Origin of the sequence: Streptomyces sp. 130 (genome assembly GCF_007096885.1) — a bacterium.
Lineage (GTDB): Bacteria > Actinomycetota > Actinomycetes > Streptomycetales > Streptomycetaceae > Streptomyces.
In genome coordinates this window covers 115,060-130,757 of record NZ_VJNO01000016.1, presented here as the reverse complement: position 1 = coordinate 130,757, position 15,698 = coordinate 115,060, and the positions used below count along the sequence as shown (strand labels likewise).

The following is a 15,698-nucleotide window of genomic DNA, read 5'->3' as shown; positions in this document are numbered from 1 at the left end:
GACCGGTTCGACCGGCCCGCAGCCCCTCCCCCCCTTTTTTTTCTACGCGTGCGCTCAGGCCGCCGCGCCGGCCTTGCGGCGGCGGACGACGACCACGGCCGCCCCGCCGAGCGCCACGGCGGCGGCTCCGGCGATGCCGAGCGGGACGGTGGCGTCGGACGAGCCCGTGGAGGCGAGGTCGCCGCCGGTGGACGTCCCGTCGGACGTCGAGCCCTGGCCCTGCTGCCCGGAGGTGCCGGTCGAGCCGGTGGTGCCCGCGGAACCGGTGGTGCCCGTGTCGCCGGTGGACCCGGTGCTGCCTCCGGTGCCGGTGCCGCCGGTCGTGCCGGTCCCCGAGCCCGCGGCCTTGACCGTGAAGGCGGTCGTCTCCCCGCCGGGGGCGCCGCCGCAGGAGCCGTCCTTGTTGACGTACTCGGCCGAGGTGAGCACGACGCCGTTGCCGGCCGGAGCCTTGGCGTCGGCGGTGAGCCGGAGCTTGAGTTCGGTCTGCGCGCCCGCCTTCAGCGCGCCGAGGCCGACGCGGTGGTCCTTGGCGACGGCGTGCCACTTCGGCGACGCGGCGGTGGACCACTGGAGGTGCATGTAGCCGTCGGTGGTCTTGAGGCCGGACGCGTCGGTGGTGTGGACGTACGCGTACGCGGTGACCGCGTCGAGGGCCTGCTCGGTGCCGTTCTTCACGCGCAGCGAGAAGGTGGTGCTGGTGCCGGCGACGACCGAGGAGGGCAGGCCGGTCACGGTGGCGCGGAGGTCGGCGGGCACGCAGTCGGGACCGCCCTCCTCCTCGCGGGCCTTGGCCAGCGCCTCGTCGGCGGCGGTCTTGGCGGCGAGCGCGTCGGCCACGGCCTTCTGCAGCACGCTGTAGGCACGGGCTGCGGCGACGCGGGCGTCGTCGCTGGCGGTCTCGGCCTTGGTGGCCTCGGCCTCGGCGTCGGTCTTCGCGGTGGCCGCCTTCGTGGCCTTGGCCTCGGCGTCGGTGACGGCCTTCTCGGCCTCGGTGCGCTCGGCGTCGGTCGCGGTGCCGGGCAGTGCGGCGAGTGCGGCCTTGGCGTCGGTGACGGCCTTGTCCGCGGCGGCCTTGGCGGCAGCGGCGTCGTCCGCCTTCTTACGGGCGGCCTTGGCCGCCACGGCGAGCGGCGCCTCGTCGGAGAGGGCCGTCTTCAGGACCCCGTAACCGGCCTTCTGCGCGGCGAGAGCGTCGTCGTAGGCCTTCTGCGCCTCGGCGGCGGCCTTCTCGAGTTCCTCGATCGTCGGCTTGGCCGGGGCCTCGGCCGCCGGCTTGGAGTCGGCGAAGGCCGGGGTGACGGAGAGGAGCGCGGCGGGAGTGGTGACGGCGACGGCCACGGCCGTGGCGAGTATGCGGCGAATCTTCACATGAGCCCTTGGGGTCGATCCGGACAAGCGGTCGGTTCAGGCGGTGCCGGCCACAGCGGAGTGAACACGCGGGCGGCTGTGCAGATCCTATGAGGTATGTGCGTGGCCTCTGCACGCGAGGGGGCGTTACGCGGTGACGGCGTCCGGCGGCGGCTGCGGTGCTCCCGGGAGGTTGATCACGGCTTCGGTGCCGCCGCCCTCGGCCGGGGTCAGGGCGATGTCGCCGCCCGACTGCCGCACCGTACGGGCCACGATCGACAGGCCCAGGCCCGAGCCCGGGAGCTGGCGGGCGGACGGGGAGCGCCAGAAGCGTTCGAAGACGTGCGGGAGTTCGTCGGCGGGGATGCCGGGCCCGTGGTCCCGGACCGTGAGCCGGCCCCGGTGCAGCACCACGTCGATGGTGCCGCGCGACGGGCTGAACTTCACCGCGTTGTCCAGGACGTTGACGATCGCCCGTTCCAGGGCCGCCGGTTCGGCGCGTACGTACCAGGGGGCCAGGTCCTCCGTGATCGTCAGCTCCGGACCGCGCAGCCGGGCGCGGCGCAGGGCGGCCCGGGTGATGTCGTGCAGGGCCACCACCTGGAGCGGGCCCGGCTGGGCGGCGTCCGGGCGGGCCAGCTCCTGGAGGTCGCCGATGAGCGCGGCCAGCTCCGTCATCTGCGCCTTCACCGACGCCATCAGGGCCCTGCGGTCGTCCGGCGGGATCGCCCGGCCGGTCTCCTCGCTGCGGGCCAGCAGCTCCACGTTGGTGCGCAGCGAGGTGAGCGGGGTGCGCAGCTCGTGGCCCGCGTCCGCGATGAGCTGCGCCTGCCGGTCGCGGGAGGTCGCCAGCGAGGCGGTCATCGAGTTGAACGAGTGGGAGAGCCGCGCGATCTCGTCCTCCCCCTCGACGGGGATGCGGACGGTCAGGTCCTCGGTCCTGGCCACGTGCTCGACGGCCTCGGTGAGCTCGTCCACGGGGCGCAGCCCGGAACGGGCGATCCAGAGGCCGGCGGCGCCGGCGCCCACGACCCCGATGCCGCTGACGAGGAGCAGGACCCAGGCGAGGGTGGAGAGGGGGTCGCCGACCTCGCTGAGGGGGCGGGCGATGGAGACCCCGAGCTCGGTGTGCGGTTCGGCCGGTCCGCCCGTCGCGGTCACCGGGTAGGTGAACACGCGCATCCTCGCCCCGTCGGAGGCGGTCTCCGTGTGCAGCGGGCCGGGGCGGTCGCTGCCGACCACGTCGAGGTCGTCCTCGGACACCGGGAGTTCGGGCGAGCCGGGAGCCACGCAGGCGTTCCCCTGGGCGTCGATGAGCTGCACGGTGAAGCCGCTGTACGCCGTGGGCGGCAGCTTGGTGGTCCCCTTGCAGTACCGGTACAGGTTGACCAGGTACGTCTGGTCGACCTGCGTCCCCCGCAACGCCTCGTCCTGCCGGTCCTCCAACTGCTCCCGCGTCACGAACCAGCAGGCCACCGCGACCGCCGCCACCGCCGCCGCGACGGCCGTCGCGACCAGCAGCGCCAGCCGGGAGCGCAGCGGCAGCGCGCGGACCCGTCGCAGCGGGCCCGTCATCCGTCGCCCCCGCCCGAGCGGAGCGCGTATCCCACACCGCGCACGGTGTGGACGAGGCGCGGTTCGCCGCCGGCCTCGGTCTTGCGGCGGAGGTACATCACGTACACGTCCAGGGAGTTGGAGCTCGGCTCGAAGTCGAAGCCCCAGACCGCCTTGAGGATCTGTTCGCGGGTCAGCACCTGGCGCGGGTGCGCGAGGAACATCTCCAGGAGCGTGAATTCGGTGCGGGTCAGCTCCACGCGCCGGTCGCCGCGCGTGACCTCGCGCGTCGAGAGGTCCATGCGCAGGTCGGCGAAGGACAGCACGTCGTCGTCGGGCACGGGGCCGCCCGAGGCCGCCGCGTACGAGCTGCGGCGCAGCAGCGCGCGGATGCGGGCGAACAGCTCGTCGAGCTCGAACGGCTTGACCAGGTAGTCGTCGGCGCCCGCGTCGAGTCCGGTGACGCGGTCGCCGACGGTGTCCCGGGCCGTGAGCATCAGGATGGGCGTGGTGGCGCCCGTGGAGCGGATGCGGCGCGCGGCGGTCAGGCCGTCCATGCGGGGCATCTGGATGTCCAGGACGATGAGGTCGGGGGCGTACGACTCCGCCCTGGCGAGGGCGTCGAGGCCGTCGACGGCGACCTCGGTGCCGTATCCCTCGAAGGCGAGGCTGCGCTGCAGGGCCTCGCGCACGGCGGGCTCGTCGTCGACGATCAGGATGCGCTGCGGATCGTCTTCGGCGGGGCTCATCGCTGTCTCGTCCTCTTCTCGGTCGTATGGGCCGGAGCGCGGGAGCCCCAGTTTCTCAGCCCCGTACGGTCAGGAGCCGTTCCCGGCCCGCAGGGTGTCGAGGTCGGCCTTCAGGGTGTTCACCGGGATGGCGAAGCCGAGCCCCACGCTGCCCGCGCTCGAACCGCTCTGGCCGCTCGCCGAGCTCGCCGAGTACATCGCGGAGTTGATGCCGATGATCTCGCCGTTCATGTTGATCAGCGCACCGCCGGAGTTGCCGGGGTTGAGCGAGGCGTCGGTCTGGATGGCCTTGTACGTGGTGGTGGACTCGCCGGTGTCGCCGTTGAACTGCCGTCCGCCGAACTCGAAGGGCCACTGGCGCCCGCCGCCCTGCTGCTCCTGGCCCTGGCTCTGCCCGGTGTCGCCCTCCTTGGCGACCGTGACGTCCCGGTCGAGGGCGGAGACGATGCCGCTGGTGACGGTGCCGGTCAGGCCCTCGGGCGAGCCGATCGCGACGACCTCGTCGCCGACGGCGACCTGGGAGGAGTCGCCGAGCGTGGCCGTCTTCAGGCCGCTCGCGCCCTGCAGCTTGATCAGCGCGAGGTCCTTGTCGGGGTCGGTGCCGACGACGTCGGCGGTGTACGTCTTGCCGGTGCTGAGGGTGACCTTGATCTGGGAGGCGTCCGCGATGACGTGGTTGTTGGTGACGATCTCGCCGTCCGAGGTGATGACCACGCCCGACCCGGTGGACTGGCCGGCGGTCGAGGTCGCGCCGATCTCCACGATGGTGGGCGAGAGCGCCTTGGCCACACCGGCCACCGTGCCCTTGTCGCTCTGCGAGACGGTGGTGCCCGGCACGACACCGCTCCCGGCGGCCGTGGTGGCGGGGTCGTCGGCGAGCCTGCCGATCACCGTGGCCGTGCCGCCGCCGACGATCGCCGCCGCGAGGGCCACCGCGGCGACGAGCGCGACCGGCTTGCGGACCCGGCGCCGGGCGGCGGGCGGCTCGGGCGCGGGGCCGGGGCCGGCCGGGCCCATCGGGTCGGGGTGGACCGGCTGGGCGGGCTGGTATGACGGCGGCGGCGGGTAGGCCGCTTCGCCGTTGCCGTACGAGGGGTACATCGGGTACTCGCCGCTCGGGCGCTGGCTCTCTGTCATGTCTATGAGCCTGTCCGGCGAAGATGAGAGGAGCGTGAGGGCGCCCTGAGAAGCCCGGCAGAACCGCGTATGCCCGATATGAAGGCCGGGGTTCAGGCGGACGCCGGCGGCTCTCCGCAGCCGCAGGAGCGGCGGATCACCAGCGCCGAGGGGAACTGTTTCAGCCTCTCCCGCCGCGATCCGGACACCCGCAGCGAGTCGTCGAGGACCAGGTCCACCGCCGCCCGGGCCATCGCCGGGCGGTCCGAGGAGACCGTGGTGAGCGGCGGATCGGTCAGCCCGGCCTCCTTGACGTCGTCGAATCCGGCGACGGCCAGCTCGCCCGGCACGTCGATGCGCAGTTCGCGCGCGGCCCGCAGCACGCCGATCGCCTGGTCGTCGGTGGCGCAGAAGATGGCCGGCGGCCTCTCCGGCCCCGAGAGGAGTTTCAGGGCCACCTGATAGGCGTCGTAGCGGTTGTACGGGGCCTGGAAGAGGCGGCCCTCGGTCGAGCGGCCGGACTCGTGCATCGCGCGCCGCCACCCCTCGACGTGGTCCGCGACCGGGTCGCCGACGGACGGGGTCTCCTCCGTGCCGCCGAGGCAGGCCACGTAGGCGTTGCCGTGCTCCAGGAGGTGGCGGGTGGCGAGCTGGGCGCCGCCGATGTCGTCCGTGACGACCGCCACGTCGTCGATGGCCTCGGGCCGCTCGTGCAGCAGCACGACCCGGGCGTCCCACGCCTCTATCTCCGCCGCGGCGCGCTCGCTGGGGCCCTGGCTGACCAGGATGAGTCCGGAGACCCGCATGCCGAGGAAGGCCCGCAGATAGTGGACCTCGCGCTCGTCGCGGTAGTCGGAGTTGCCGACGAGGACCATTTTCCCGCGCTCGGCGGCGGCCTGTTCGACCGCGTGCGCCATCTCCGCGAAGAACGGCTGCCGGGCGTCCGGCACGATCATCCCTATGAGATCGGTCCGCCGCGAGGCCATGGCCTGGGCGACCCGGTCGGGCCGGTAGCCCAGCTCCTTGATCGCGGCGAGCACCCGCTCGCGCGTGGCCGGGGCGACCGGCCTGGGTCCGTTGTTGATGACGTAACTGACCACTGCGGTCGACGTCCCCGCCAGTCTCGCCACATCGTCCCGCGTCACCTTGGCCACGCGCGGCAGTCTACGCGGATGGAACTACCTCTTGGCAGGCCGGACCGGGGCTTCTTCCGTGACCTCGGCAACGCCTGACTGCTCCGGACGGGTGACACCCCGCTTGGCCGCCTTGGCCTCCTCGGCCGCCCGCTCGACCTTCTCGGGAGCGACGAATCGGTAGCCCACGTTCCGGACGGTTCCGATCAGCGACTCGTGCTCGGGGCCGAGCTTGGCGCGCAGCCGCCGTACGTGCACGTCCACCGTGCGCGTACCGCCGAAGTAGTCGTAGCCCCAGACCTCCTGGAGCAGCTGGGCGCGGGTGAAGACCCGGCCCGGGTGCTGGGCCAGGTATTTGAGCAGTTCGAATTCCTTGAACGTGAGGTCGAGGACGCGGCCCTTGAGTTTCGCGCTGTAGGTCGCCTCGTCCACGGAGAGATCACCGTTGCGGATCTCCATCGGGGAGTCGTCGGCGGTGATCTGCTGCCGGCCGGTCGCCAGCCGCAGCCGGGCCTCGACCTCGGCGGGGCCCGCGGTGTCGAGCAGCACGTCGTCGATGCCCCAGTCGGCGGTGACGGCCGCGAGGCCGCCCTCGGTGACCACGAGGATCAGCGGGCAGCCGGGCCCGGTGGACCGCAGCAGCTGGCAGAGCGAGCGGACCTGGGGCAGGTCGCGGCGCCCGTCCACGAGGATGACGTCGGCACCCGGGGTGTCCACGAGCGCCGGGCCCTCGGCGGGTGCGACGCGCACGCTGTGCAGCAGGAGGCCGAGGGCGGGCAGCACCTCGGTCGACGGCTGGAGGGCATTCGTCAGGAGCAGCAGGGAGCTCATCGCGGCCCACCTGCCCGGTTCATCGGTCGTTGATGGTGCTCGGTCGGCTCGCCCATGAGGTTCGGTCCTCCTCGTTCCCTGCGAGAGGGGCACTCCCGGGCGGGGGCCCGGGGGAGTATGCGGCTCTGCTTCGTACGGTTCCGCTGAGCTTGCCGAAACGTTGCCGTAACAACATCCGGAAAGCACAAAAGGACCCGGGGGCTGCTCTGCCCGGATCCTCTTCACAGGAGAATAACCCACATGAGTTCTGTGTCCGAGGGGAGAATTCCGGATTCCGCTGTTCGACCCGTCACGCGCGTCCCGCTGCGGGCCGCGTTGCGGGCGGATGACGGGACCTGGATCGAGGCGGTGTACGACCCGTGTACGGGGGATGACGACGGGGAAACGGCGATCGTCGTCGCGCACGGTTTCACCGGTTCGGTGGACCGTCCGGCGGTGCGGCGGGCGGTGCGTACGTTCTCCCGGTACGCGGCGGTGGTGACCTTCTCCTTCCGGGGTCACGGCAGGTCCGGCGGCTACTCCACGGTCGGCGACCGGGAGGTGCTGGACCTGGCGGCGGCGGTCGCCTGGGCGCGTTCGCTCGGACACCGGCGGGTGGTGACCGTCGGCTTCTCGATGGGCGGCTCGGTGGTGCTGCGGCACGGGGCGCTGTACGCCTCCCCGGCGGCGGAGGACGGGGAGGGCGGGGGCAGCGGCGGGGACCGGGGCGTTGCGGAGCGCGGTGGGCGCGTAGGGGCGCTTATGGGGGCGCACGCGGACGCGGTGGTGTCCGTGAGCGCCCCGGCGCGCTGGTACTACCGGGGGACGGCCCCGATGCGCCGCCTGCACTGGCTGGTGACCCGGCCCGCCGGACGGCTCGTCGGGCGCTACGGCTTCCGCACGCGCATCCACCGGGAGGCGTGGGACCCGGTCCCGCTCTCGCCGGTCGCGGCCGCCGCTCTGATCGCACCGGCGCCCCTGCTGATCGTGCACGGCGACCGGGACCCGTACTTCCCGGTCGACCACCCCCGCATGCTCGCCGCCGCCGCGGGCGACGGGGCGGAGCTGTGGCTGGAGCGCGGGATGGGGCACGCGGAGAACGCGGCCGACGAGACCTTGCTCACCCGCATCGCGGACTGGGTGGTGCGACGGTGAACCATGATGGGGAGCCGGTGTCCCCCGAACCGGCACCGGAGGAACGCAACGGAAGGAGCGCCGCCATGCCCGCGGGAACGATCCGCTACTGGGCAGCCGCCAAGGCCGCGGCCGGGACCGCGGAGGAGCCGTACGCCGCCGCGACCCTCAAGGAGGCGCTCGACGCGGTGCGCGAGCGGCACCCCGGCGAGCTGAGCCGCGTACTGCGCAGGTGCTCGTTCCTCATCGACGGCGACCCCGTCGGGACCCGGAGCCATGAGACCGTACGCCTTGCCGAGGGCGGCACGGTCGAGGTGCTCCCGCCGTTCGCAGGAGGGTGAACGCCAGCACATGAGCAACGATCAGCAGCATCCGTACCACCCGGGCCAGGGCCCGGAGCAGCAGCCGCCGTACGGGTACGGGCAGGACCAGCAGCACGGCCACCCGCAGCAGCAGTACGGGTACGGGCAGGACCAGCAGTACGCGTACGGGCAGGACCAGCAGCACTACGGCTACCCGCAGCAGCAGGCGTACCCGCAGCAGGCGTACCCGCAGCAGGGGTACTACCCGGACGCCTCGGCCGGGCAGCCGGACCAGGGCGCCCAGACCTGGCAGGGGCAGACCTGGGACACCCAGTACCAGCCGGCCGTGCGCCCGGCGGACCCCGTGGACCCCGCTCCGCAGGGGCAGCACGCCGCCCCGGCCGGCACCGGCTCCTACCCGCTGCCGCCCGAGGTCCACGCCGAACCCGCGCCGCCCGCCCCCGCCCCCGCCCCGGCCCCCGTCGCCTCCGGCACCGACGGGTACGGCGCGCCCACCACCCTGGGCAACGCCCGGATCACCGACGCGCAGCGCGCCCGGGCCGAGGGGCGTTCCCCGATCATCGCGCCGGGAATCCAGCCGGCCGCGATCACCGCGGTGCTCGGGCTGCTGCTGGCGCTCGGCGCGGCCCTCGGGTCGTACGCCCTGGCCGTCCCGCTGGTGCTGCTCCAGGCGGTGACGGCGGCGGGCTGGTTCCGGCTCAACGGCATGTGGCCGGCCCGGCAGGGCATCGCGCTGGCGTTCGCCGGCGGCCTGGTCGCCGATGTGGCGCTCCTCGCGGCGGGCCGGGAGCACGGTCCGGCCGCGACCATCGGCACGCTGGGCGTCTGGGTCCTGCTCACCGTGGTCCTCCAGCTGCGCAGCCGGGCCGGTGCGGACGAGCGCATGCAGGGGCTCATGGCCACCGTCGCGTCGGCCGCGCTCGCGGTGCTGGCGGCCGGCCACCTCGCGGCCGTCCCGGACGCCGTGACGGTGGGCGCGGTCGCGGTCGCCGCCGCCGTGATCGTACGGGCGCTGCCGCTGCCCGCGCCGGTGTCCGTGGTGGCCGCGCTGGCCGTCGCGGCCGGGGCGGGAGCGGTGGCGGGGGCGGCCACGGACCTGGGCGCGAAGGGTGCGCTGCTCGGCCTCGCCGCCGGGGTCTGCGCGCTGGTCGGGCTGCGGGTCGCGAGCTATGACTACCCGTCACGCTTCGTGCACATGACGGCGGGTGTGGCCCTGCCGCTGACCGCGGCGGCGCCGGCCGTCTATGTGCTGGGACGCCTCCTGACGTAGTCCCGTAGCGCTCGAATCCGTACCGCTCCATCCGCATGGCGAAGCCCTCCACGGGGAACCGTTGGGGGGCTTTCGCACGTCGATCACGCCGTACGGACGGCAGGGCGGGGGAAGGACAGGCATGCGTGCACTGCGAATATGGGCCATCGCCCTGGTGATCCTGGCGGCGCTGCTCGTGGCCGTGGACCGGGTGGCGGTGAACATCGCCGAGTCGCAGGCCGAGGACCGGGTGCAGGTTCCGGGCGCGCGGATCGGCTCCACCGAGGTCTCCATCAAGGGCTTCCCGTTCCTCACCCAGGTCGCCGGCTCCGAGCTGGACGAGGTCGACGTGACGATCACCGGCATCGAGACGCGTGCCGCGGGACGGACGCTCCGGATCTCCACCATGAACGCCGAACTGCGCGACGTCCGGCTGACCGACGGCTTCTCCGGCGCCACCGCCGCCCGCGCCACCGGGACGGCCGTCATCTCGTACGAGGACCTGACCGAGGCCGCCAGCGACGGCGTCGAGGTCGCGTACGGCGGCAAGGGCAAGGTGAAGGTGACCGGGACGGTCACCGTCCCCCTCCTGGGGCGCCCGATCTCGCGCAGCGTGCTGTCCACCGTCACCCTGGTCGACGGCCACACCGTCCGCGTCCACGCCGACAAGGTGCCGGGTGAGGGCATTCCCGGCCTGGAGAAGCTGATCCGCGGGAAGACCGACTTCGAGCGCGAGGTCGGCGGGCTGCCGAACGGCCTGAAGCTGGAGGGCATCCAGCCGACCGAGGACGGTCTGGAGATATCGGTGACGGGGACCGACGTGCGTCTGGCGGGATGACCGGGTGGGCGAGCGGACAGGGGCGACGGGACGCCCGGTCACATAGTGAGACGGACCGGTCCGGTCCGCAGATGGCCGACCGCCCCGAGGTCGCGCGCGACCGTGCCGCGCTCGTGCCGTAGCGGAACTCGTTCCGTATTACGGATGATCCTGTCTCATTATGCGACACAGCGGTGACATGTCCGCCCGTACGTCCCTACGATCGGTCCCATGCAGTGCTCTATTGGCGGCCTCCCTCAAGGTGGTCAGGCGGATCTCACGAAGCGGCGGGCAGTGGACCTGTGCCGCGTCGCCGCCATGCTCTGTCGCACTGTCTGAGCGGGACGCCCGGTCTCCCGCGTTCCCAGGCCCTTCGACCGCACGTCGGGGCCGTCCCGCATGCCGCCCGCGGACACGGGCCCGGCCCGCGCCCCGCACATCCGCATCACGCACGACCCGTGCACCATCTCGCCGCAGACTGCCCCGGAGGAGAAACACAATGAGCCGCAGTGACGTCCTCGTAGACGCCGACTGGGTCGAGGCCCACATCGACGACCCGCAGGTCGCCATCGTCGAGGTCGACGAGGACACCTCCGCGTACGAGAAGAACCACATCAAGAACGCGATCCGGATCGACTGGACCAAGGACCTGCAGGACCCGGTCCGCCGCGACTTCATCGACCAGGCGGGTTTTGAGGCGCTGCTGTCCGCGAAGGGCATCGCCAACGACACCACGGTCGTCCTCTACGGCGGCAACAACAACTGGTTCGCGTCCTACGCGTTCTGGTACTTCAAGCTCTACGGCCACCAGGACGTCCGCCTGCTCGACGGTGGCCGCAAGAAGTGGGAGCTCGACTCCCGCGACCTCGTGGACGGCGACGAGGTCCCGTCCCGCCCGGCCACGCAGTACAAGGCCCAGCCGCAGGACGAGTCGATCCGCGCCTACCGCGACGACGTCGTGAAGGCCATCGGCACCCAGAACCTGGTCGACGTGCGGTCCCCCGACGAGTTCAGCGGCAAGCTGCTCGCCCCGGCCCACCTCCCGCAGGAGCAGTCGCAGCGCCCCGGCCACGTGCCGAGCGCCCGCAACATCCCGTGGTCGAAGAACGCCAACGACGACGGCACCTTCAAGTCGGACGACGAGCTGCGCGCCCTCTACGAGACGGAGCAGGTCGACCTGTCGAAGGACACCATCGCGTACTGCCGCATCGGCGAGCGCTCCGCGCTCACCTGGTTCGTGCTGCACGAGCTGCTCGGCCAGGAGAACGTCAAGAACTACGACGGTTCGTGGACCGAGTACGGCTCCCTCGTCGGTGTGCCGATCGAGCTCGGCGCCAACAAGTAACCCGTACGACCCGGACCAGCACGTTCCCCCGACCAGAAGGACTGAACCATGTGTGGAGCAAAGGCCGGCGGCCCCGACGCTTCGAGCATCAAGCCCGGTGAGACCACCATCCAGGGCAGCGTGACCCGCGACGGCGAGCCCGTCACCGGCTACGTCCGCCTGCTGGACTCGACCGGCGAGTTCACCGCCGAGGTCCCGACCTCGGCGACCGGCCAGTTCCGCTTCTACGCGGCCGAGGGCACCTGGACCGTCCGCGCGCTCGTGCCCGGCGGCACCGCCGACCGCACGGTCGTCGCGCAGACCGGTGGCCTGGCCGAGGTGGCCATCGCCGTCTAGGACGACGACCGTCGGCGCAGCCGATGACCGGCCGGAGGGCCGTACCCCAGGGGGTTTGGACGCTTGCCTGGCGCGGGTACGGCCCTTCGTGCTGCCCGCCCCACGTGCGGGTTCGCTCCGGACCGGCCGAGTGGGCCGATCGGGCCTACGCTGGACTCATGTACCGCCGACGCCGGCGCGCCTACTTCGTGCTGATGGGCGTATGCCTCGTCCTCTTCGTCTCGGCCTGGGCCTTCGTGAGGCTCTGGTCGATGCCCGCCGCCATCGCGATGTGTGTGGTCGCGATGGTGATCCCGCCCGTCGCGGCGATGGTCGGCAACCGCAAGGGGCCGGAGGACCGCTGGTGGGACGAGCCCGGCGGGCGGCAGCAGCCGCCGCCCCGCGACGCCCGGCCGGACAAGGGCGGGGGTGACACCGGCGATCCGGAGTCGGACGCGTGGTGGGACGAGCTGGACGGCAGGAAGCGGCGCGGCTGAGAGGGCTCCCGGTGACCGGGAAGCCGTTCAGTAGACGAGCGCCTGCACCCCGTCGGCCATGATCTCGCTGACGAAGACCTGCGCCCCGGCGATCCGCACGCCCTCCAGGACGTCCTCCTCGGTGATGTCGCGCCGGGCCGCGCACTGCGTGCACAGCGTGATCCGGCCGCCCGCCTGGATGGACTCGATCAGATCCGGCAGGGGCGCGGCGTGCGGCAGTTCGAACTCGGCGGCGCGGCCCGGCAGCGCGAACCACGCCGATTCCCCGGTCAGCCAGAGCGAAACCTCCACCCCGCTGGCGACGGCCACCGCCGCCACGGTGAACGCCTGCGAGCAGCGCTCGGCGGAGTCGGCACCTGCGGTCACCTTGATCACGAGCTTCTTCGACATATACGGAACTGTAATCCTCGGCCGCACAACCCCGCCCCGGACCTGTGGGTCAGTTGTGTGCGCGGATAACGGAATTCGCGCTTCAAGGGCTCGTGGGGGGACCCAACTTGCATCCGAATGACAGTATTTCCGACGGGCAGCCCGAGCCGCCCGTCGATGCGGCCGAGGCGGCCGGGGCGGGGGAGCGGCCGGAGGCCGAGGCGGAGCCCGCCGCCTCCGTGAAGCGGCGCCCCCGCGGGCGTACGGCCCTGATCATCGCCGCCGCGGCCGTGCTCGGCGTGGCCGGCGGCATCGCGACGGGTTACGGCATTCAGGCCGACCGCGCCCCGACGCCCCTGGCCGCGCTCTCGCAGCCGGACCTGGCGTACCCGGCGAAGGCCCTGCCCGCCGGCCAGGAGCCCGACCCGCTGCCGGCCTCGCAGGACCGCCAGGTCCGCACGGAGGGGGACCTGCGCAAGCTGATCATGCCCCGGCCGAAGGGCTGGCAGGAGGACAAGGGCCTGACCGCCCTCACCCAGGACGGCTGGATGGGGGTCGAGAACTACGCCATGAACTTCGAGAACGAGGAGTACATGTACGGCGACCTCCTCGACCAGGGCCTCCGCCGGGTCGCGGGCGCGAGCTGGAAGAAGGGCGAGTACCGGGCGGCCGACGTGTACCTGGTGCAGTTCAACTCGGGCGCCGCCGCCGCGGCCCTCGCCGAGGACCAGCGTTCGTACATGCCCCAGAAGCGGGCCGCCGGCAATGGGGGCACCCCGATCAAGGGCAGCGCCGAGGGCCGCTATTACGTCTTCCCGGCCGAGCGCGAGGCCGGTTACCTGCCCTTCTACCAGGCCAGGGCGATCTTCAGCCGGGGCGACGTGATGGTCGACATCCACATCTTCGACAGCGCACCCATCAGCGAGAAGGACATCCGGACGCTGGCCGAGCGACAGCTGGAGCGCCTGTGAACGACGACCGCACCCCGGAGCCCGTCCCGCCGGTGGCCGACGACCGTACCCCCGAGTCCGTCCCGCCGGTGGACGACGGCAACCCCTTCGCGGCGCAGGCCCCCGTGAGCAAGGGCAGGGCGCGCCGGGTGGTCCTGGCGGTCCTTCCCGTCGTGCTGGTACTCGCCGCGGTCGGCGGCGCCGCCGCGTACACGAAGGTCACCGTCGACGGCGCGGACCGCACCGTTCCGACGCAGCTGTGGCGGAAGCCCGGCCACGCACCCGCCAAGGACCCCGCCGGGGACCTGGCGCGGGGCAGGGCCACCACCGAGCTGAGCAAGCTGCTGCTGCCCGTCCCGGCCGGCTACCGGCTCGGCCCGGACTCCGGTACGTACGGCAACGACGCCGAGCTCAGCGGCGCCGCGGCCACCGCCGAGATGAAGGACGGCGGGCGCGGCCTGTCGGGCCGGCAGCGGCGGGAGTTCGAGAAGCGGATCGACAAGCTCCGCATCCAGGGCCTGGCCGTGCGTACGTACGCCTCGCACGACAACGACCTGGTCATCGACACCCAGTTGGTGCGGATGAAGGACAAGAAGGCCATCCGGGACCTCTACAACTTCCGGCACGAACTCTTCGACAGCGTCGGTGTCCTGCGCGACGGCCCGAAGATCGCCGGCCACAAGCGGAACGCCTCCTGCTTCCTCGACCCCAAGGACGACGAACGGCGGATCGAGGGCATGTTCTGCATGGCGTACGAGGGCGAGGTGATGGTCACCTTCTCGGCGTCGGGCATCGAGCCGTTCCGCAAGTCGGCCGTCGCCGAACTGGTGAAGGACCAGCTGAACCACATCAAGTCCCCGGGGGAGTACGTATGACCGAGCAGACGGCCGCGCCCGCGGCCGGGCCGGAGCCCGTGTCGGCGCCCCCGGCCCCCGACCTCCCGCCCATGCCGCCGGCCCCCGTGGTGCAGGGGCCCCGCCCTCCGCGCCGGGTGCTGCGGGCCGTGGCGCGGTGGACCGCCGCCGTGCTGGTGTTCGGCGCGGCCGGGGCGGGTACGGCGTACGGCATCACCTCGATGGAGCGCACCGACGTGCCCGGTCTCGCCACCGAGGACGACGGGCGCTGGGACTACCCGGCACTCGCCCTTCCCGCGCTCCCGGCGGACAAACCGCGCCCCTACAGCGACGGCAACCCGTCCGAGATCCACCACGCCGACCTGCGCGAGCTGCTGCTGCCCGCGCCGGCCGGGGCCACGGTGGACAAGAAGCTCAAGGGCGGCTGGGTCAGCACGGAGCAGTTCGCGTCCGAGTTCCTCAAGAGCGCGCGCCCCAGCCTCGGCGACACCCTGCGCGAAGGGACCCTGCGGCACATCGCGGCACGCGGCTGGACCATGCCCGACGGCACGTCCAACCGGATCTACCTGCTCCAGTTCAGCTCGGCGGACGACGCCGATGCCTTCCGCGACGAGCGGTACATCGGGGCGTCGTCGGCCGGTGACCCGCTGCTTGGCACACACGGGGACCAGAAGCTGGACGAGAGCTGGAAGGGCGGAGGAAGGGTCGAGTCCACCGTCTCGTACGTCTTCAGCGAGCCGAAGCCGTACGGTTCCGCCCAAGTGCGGGCGGGCTATGTGGTCGCGGGGGACACGGTCGCGCTGGTCGTCCAGTCCCGCGAGGGCGGCGGCACGCCCCGGGTCCCGTTCCACCAGACGGTCATCCTGCAGAACCAGCTCCTGGGCTGACCCGCCCCGGACGCCCCGGAACGGCAGGGCCGGGCCCCACCCATTAGGCTGGGGCCCGGCCCTGTACTGCCCTGTACGGCCGTCACACCGCTCGTCCGAGGAGCCCCCCGTGCTTGAGGCATTCTTCTCCGCCCTGCTGGTCCTGGTCTGCGTCGGCGTCCTCGCCTTCGCCGCCGTGACCGTGAAGAAGCTCTACCAGGGTCAGCGCTGACCACCTCCCCGTTCTCTGCCTCCCCGCCTCCCGCC

General features: G+C 72.6%; 18 protein-coding genes. 11 read left to right on the top strand and 7 right to left on the bottom strand.

The window, feature by feature from the left end; all coding sequences use genetic code 11:
* Positions 1-54 precede the first annotated feature (54 nt).
* The 6 genes from FKN01_RS16520 to FKN01_RS16495 form a co-directional block, all read right to left on the bottom strand.
* Positions 55-1,371: an LPXTG cell wall anchor domain-containing protein gene (locus tag FKN01_RS16520; RefSeq protein ID WP_143621074.1), complete on the bottom strand. Its 1,317-nt coding sequence runs from the start codon at positions 1,369-1,371 to the stop codon at positions 55-57.
* A 126-nt stretch (positions 1,372-1,497) separates the two neighbouring features.
* Complete coding sequence (locus tag FKN01_RS16515; RefSeq protein WP_143621072.1) at positions 1,498-2,925, bottom strand: cell wall metabolism sensor histidine kinase WalK; 1,428 nt, start codon at positions 2,923-2,925, stop codon at positions 1,498-1,500.
* Positions 2,922-3,653, bottom strand: a complete 732-nt coding sequence (locus FKN01_RS16510) for a response regulator transcription factor (protein ID WP_143621070.1) — start codon at positions 3,651-3,653, stop codon at positions 2,922-2,924. The genes FKN01_RS16515 and FKN01_RS16510 overlap by 4 nt, the downstream gene beginning before the upstream one ends.
* 69 nt (positions 3,654-3,722) lie before the next feature.
* Positions 3,723-4,790 carry a S1C family serine protease gene (locus FKN01_RS16505; protein WP_143621068.1) on the bottom strand — a complete coding sequence of 356 codons (1,068 nt, stop codon included), beginning with the start codon at positions 4,788-4,790 and terminating at the stop codon, positions 3,723-3,725.
* A 92-nt stretch (positions 4,791-4,882) separates the two neighbouring features.
* Positions 4,883-5,923 (bottom strand): LacI family DNA-binding transcriptional regulator, encoded by a 1,041-nt coding sequence (locus tag FKN01_RS16500; protein ID WP_143621066.1) that lies wholly within the window; start codon positions 5,921-5,923, stop codon positions 4,883-4,885.
* Between the two features lie 24 nt (positions 5,924-5,947).
* Positions 5,948-6,733: a response regulator transcription factor gene (locus tag FKN01_RS16495; protein WP_143621064.1), complete on the bottom strand. Its 786-nt coding sequence runs from the start codon at positions 6,731-6,733 to the stop codon at positions 5,948-5,950.
* A 240-nt stretch (positions 6,734-6,973) separates the two neighbouring features.
* Here FKN01_RS16495 and FKN01_RS16490 point away from each other — a divergent pair, with 240 nt between their 5' ends.
* The 8 genes from FKN01_RS16490 (at position 6,974) to FKN01_RS16455 (ending at position 12,392) form a co-directional block, all read left to right on the top strand.
* Complete coding sequence (locus FKN01_RS16490; RefSeq protein WP_260696913.1) at positions 6,974-7,867, top strand: alpha/beta hydrolase; 894 nt, start codon at positions 6,974-6,976, stop codon at positions 7,865-7,867.
* A 65-nt stretch (positions 7,868-7,932) separates the two neighbouring features.
* Entirely contained in the window at positions 7,933-8,187 is a 255-nt protein-coding gene (locus FKN01_RS16485; RefSeq protein WP_143621062.1) for a MoaD/ThiS family protein, read from the top strand.
* Positions 8,188-8,197: 10 nt separating this feature from the next.
* The gene (locus FKN01_RS16480) at positions 8,198-9,439 is read left to right on the top strand and encodes a hypothetical protein (RefSeq protein WP_143621060.1); all 1,242 of its coding nucleotides are present in this window, start codon (positions 8,198-8,200) and stop codon (positions 9,437-9,439) included.
* Positions 9,440-9,560: 121 nt separating this feature from the next.
* Positions 9,561-10,256, top strand: a complete 696-nt coding sequence (locus FKN01_RS16475; RefSeq protein WP_143621058.1) for a DUF2993 domain-containing protein — start codon at positions 9,561-9,563, stop codon at positions 10,254-10,256.
* A 210-nt stretch (positions 10,257-10,466) separates the two neighbouring features.
* Positions 10,467-10,574, top strand: coding sequence for a putative leader peptide (locus tag FKN01_RS33725; RefSeq protein ID WP_365679305.1), 108 nt, complete (start codon positions 10,467-10,469; stop codon positions 10,572-10,574).
* 160 nt (positions 10,575-10,734) lie between these two features.
* Positions 10,735-11,580: a sulfurtransferase gene (locus FKN01_RS16465; protein WP_143621056.1), complete on the top strand. Its 846-nt coding sequence runs from the start codon at positions 10,735-10,737 to the stop codon at positions 11,578-11,580.
* 48 nt (positions 11,581-11,628) lie between these two features.
* Positions 11,629-11,916, top strand: a complete 288-nt coding sequence (locus FKN01_RS16460) for a DUF1416 domain-containing protein (RefSeq protein WP_143621054.1) — start codon at positions 11,629-11,631, stop codon at positions 11,914-11,916.
* A gap of 158 nt (positions 11,917-12,074) precedes the next feature.
* On the top strand, positions 12,075-12,392 hold the full coding sequence (locus FKN01_RS16455) for a DUF3099 domain-containing protein (protein WP_143621052.1): 318 nt from the start codon (positions 12,075-12,077) through the stop codon (positions 12,390-12,392).
* 27 nt (positions 12,393-12,419) lie between these two features.
* On the opposite strand, the gene FKN01_RS16450 is transcribed toward FKN01_RS16455, so the two are convergent.
* Positions 12,420-12,782 (bottom strand): DsrE family protein, encoded by a 363-nt coding sequence (locus FKN01_RS16450; protein WP_143621050.1) that lies wholly within the window; start codon positions 12,780-12,782, stop codon positions 12,420-12,422.
* Positions 12,783-12,889: 107 nt separating this feature from the next.
* Here FKN01_RS16450 and FKN01_RS16445 point away from each other — a divergent pair, with 107 nt between their 5' ends.
* Genes FKN01_RS16445 through FKN01_RS16435 form a run of 3 tightly spaced genes read left to right on the top strand, consistent with a single transcriptional unit; the run spans position 12,890 to position 15,452 of the window.
* Entirely contained in the window at positions 12,890-13,732 is an 843-nt protein-coding gene (locus FKN01_RS16445; protein ID WP_143621049.1) for a hypothetical protein, read from the top strand.
* A gap of 32 nt (positions 13,733-13,764) precedes the next feature.
* On the top strand, positions 13,765-14,586 hold the full coding sequence (locus FKN01_RS16440; RefSeq protein WP_143621103.1) for a hypothetical protein: 822 nt from the start codon (positions 13,765-13,767) through the stop codon (positions 14,584-14,586).
* The gene (locus tag FKN01_RS16435) at positions 14,583-15,452 is read left to right on the top strand and encodes a hypothetical protein (protein ID WP_143621048.1); all 870 of its coding nucleotides are present in this window, start codon (positions 14,583-14,585) and stop codon (positions 15,450-15,452) included. The genes FKN01_RS16440 and FKN01_RS16435 overlap by 4 nt, the downstream gene beginning before the upstream one ends.
* Positions 15,453-15,698: the final 246 nt, after the last annotated feature.

What these genes read in the sequence shown, in the direction of transcription:
- FKN01_RS16460 (WP_143621054.1), top strand. Translation starts at nt 11,629, where the DNA reads ATGTGTGGAGCAAAGGCCGGCGGCCCCGACGCTTCGAGCATCAAGCCC.
- FKN01_RS16455 (WP_143621052.1), top strand. Translation starts at nt 12,075, where the DNA reads ATGTACCGCCGACGCCGGCGCGCCTACTTCGTGCTGATGGGCGTATGC.
- FKN01_RS16505 (WP_143621068.1), bottom strand. Translation starts at nt 4,790, where the DNA reads ATGACAGAGAGCCAGCGCCCGAGCGGCGAGTACCCGATGTACCCCTCG.
- FKN01_RS33725 (WP_365679305.1), top strand. Translation starts at nt 10,467, where the DNA reads ATGCAGTGCTCTATTGGCGGCCTCCCTCAAGGTGGTCAGGCGGATCTC.
- FKN01_RS16465 (WP_143621056.1), top strand. Translation starts at nt 10,735, where the DNA reads ATGAGCCGCAGTGACGTCCTCGTAGACGCCGACTGGGTCGAGGCCCAC.
- FKN01_RS16475 (WP_143621058.1), top strand. Translation starts at nt 9,561, where the DNA reads ATGCGTGCACTGCGAATATGGGCCATCGCCCTGGTGATCCTGGCGGCG.
- FKN01_RS16510 (WP_143621070.1), bottom strand. Translation starts at nt 3,653, where the DNA reads ATGAGCCCCGCCGAAGACGATCCGCAGCGCATCCTGATCGTCGACGAC.
- FKN01_RS16435 (WP_143621048.1), top strand. Translation starts at nt 14,583, where the DNA reads ATGACCGAGCAGACGGCCGCGCCCGCGGCCGGGCCGGAGCCCGTGTCG.
- FKN01_RS16495 (WP_143621064.1), bottom strand. Translation starts at nt 6,733, where the DNA reads ATGAGCTCCCTGCTGCTCCTGACGAATGCCCTCCAGCCGTCGACCGAG.
- FKN01_RS16515 (WP_143621072.1), bottom strand. Translation starts at nt 2,925, where the DNA reads ATGACGGGCCCGCTGCGACGGGTCCGCGCGCTGCCGCTGCGCTCCCGG.
- FKN01_RS16450 (WP_143621050.1), bottom strand. Translation starts at nt 12,782, where the DNA reads ATGTCGAAGAAGCTCGTGATCAAGGTGACCGCAGGTGCCGACTCCGCC.
- FKN01_RS16480 (WP_143621060.1), top strand. Translation starts at nt 8,198, where the DNA reads ATGAGCAACGATCAGCAGCATCCGTACCACCCGGGCCAGGGCCCGGAG.
- FKN01_RS16485 (WP_143621062.1), top strand. Translation starts at nt 7,933, where the DNA reads ATGCCCGCGGGAACGATCCGCTACTGGGCAGCCGCCAAGGCCGCGGCC.
- FKN01_RS16490 (WP_260696913.1), top strand. Translation starts at nt 6,974, where the DNA reads ATGAGTTCTGTGTCCGAGGGGAGAATTCCGGATTCCGCTGTTCGACCC.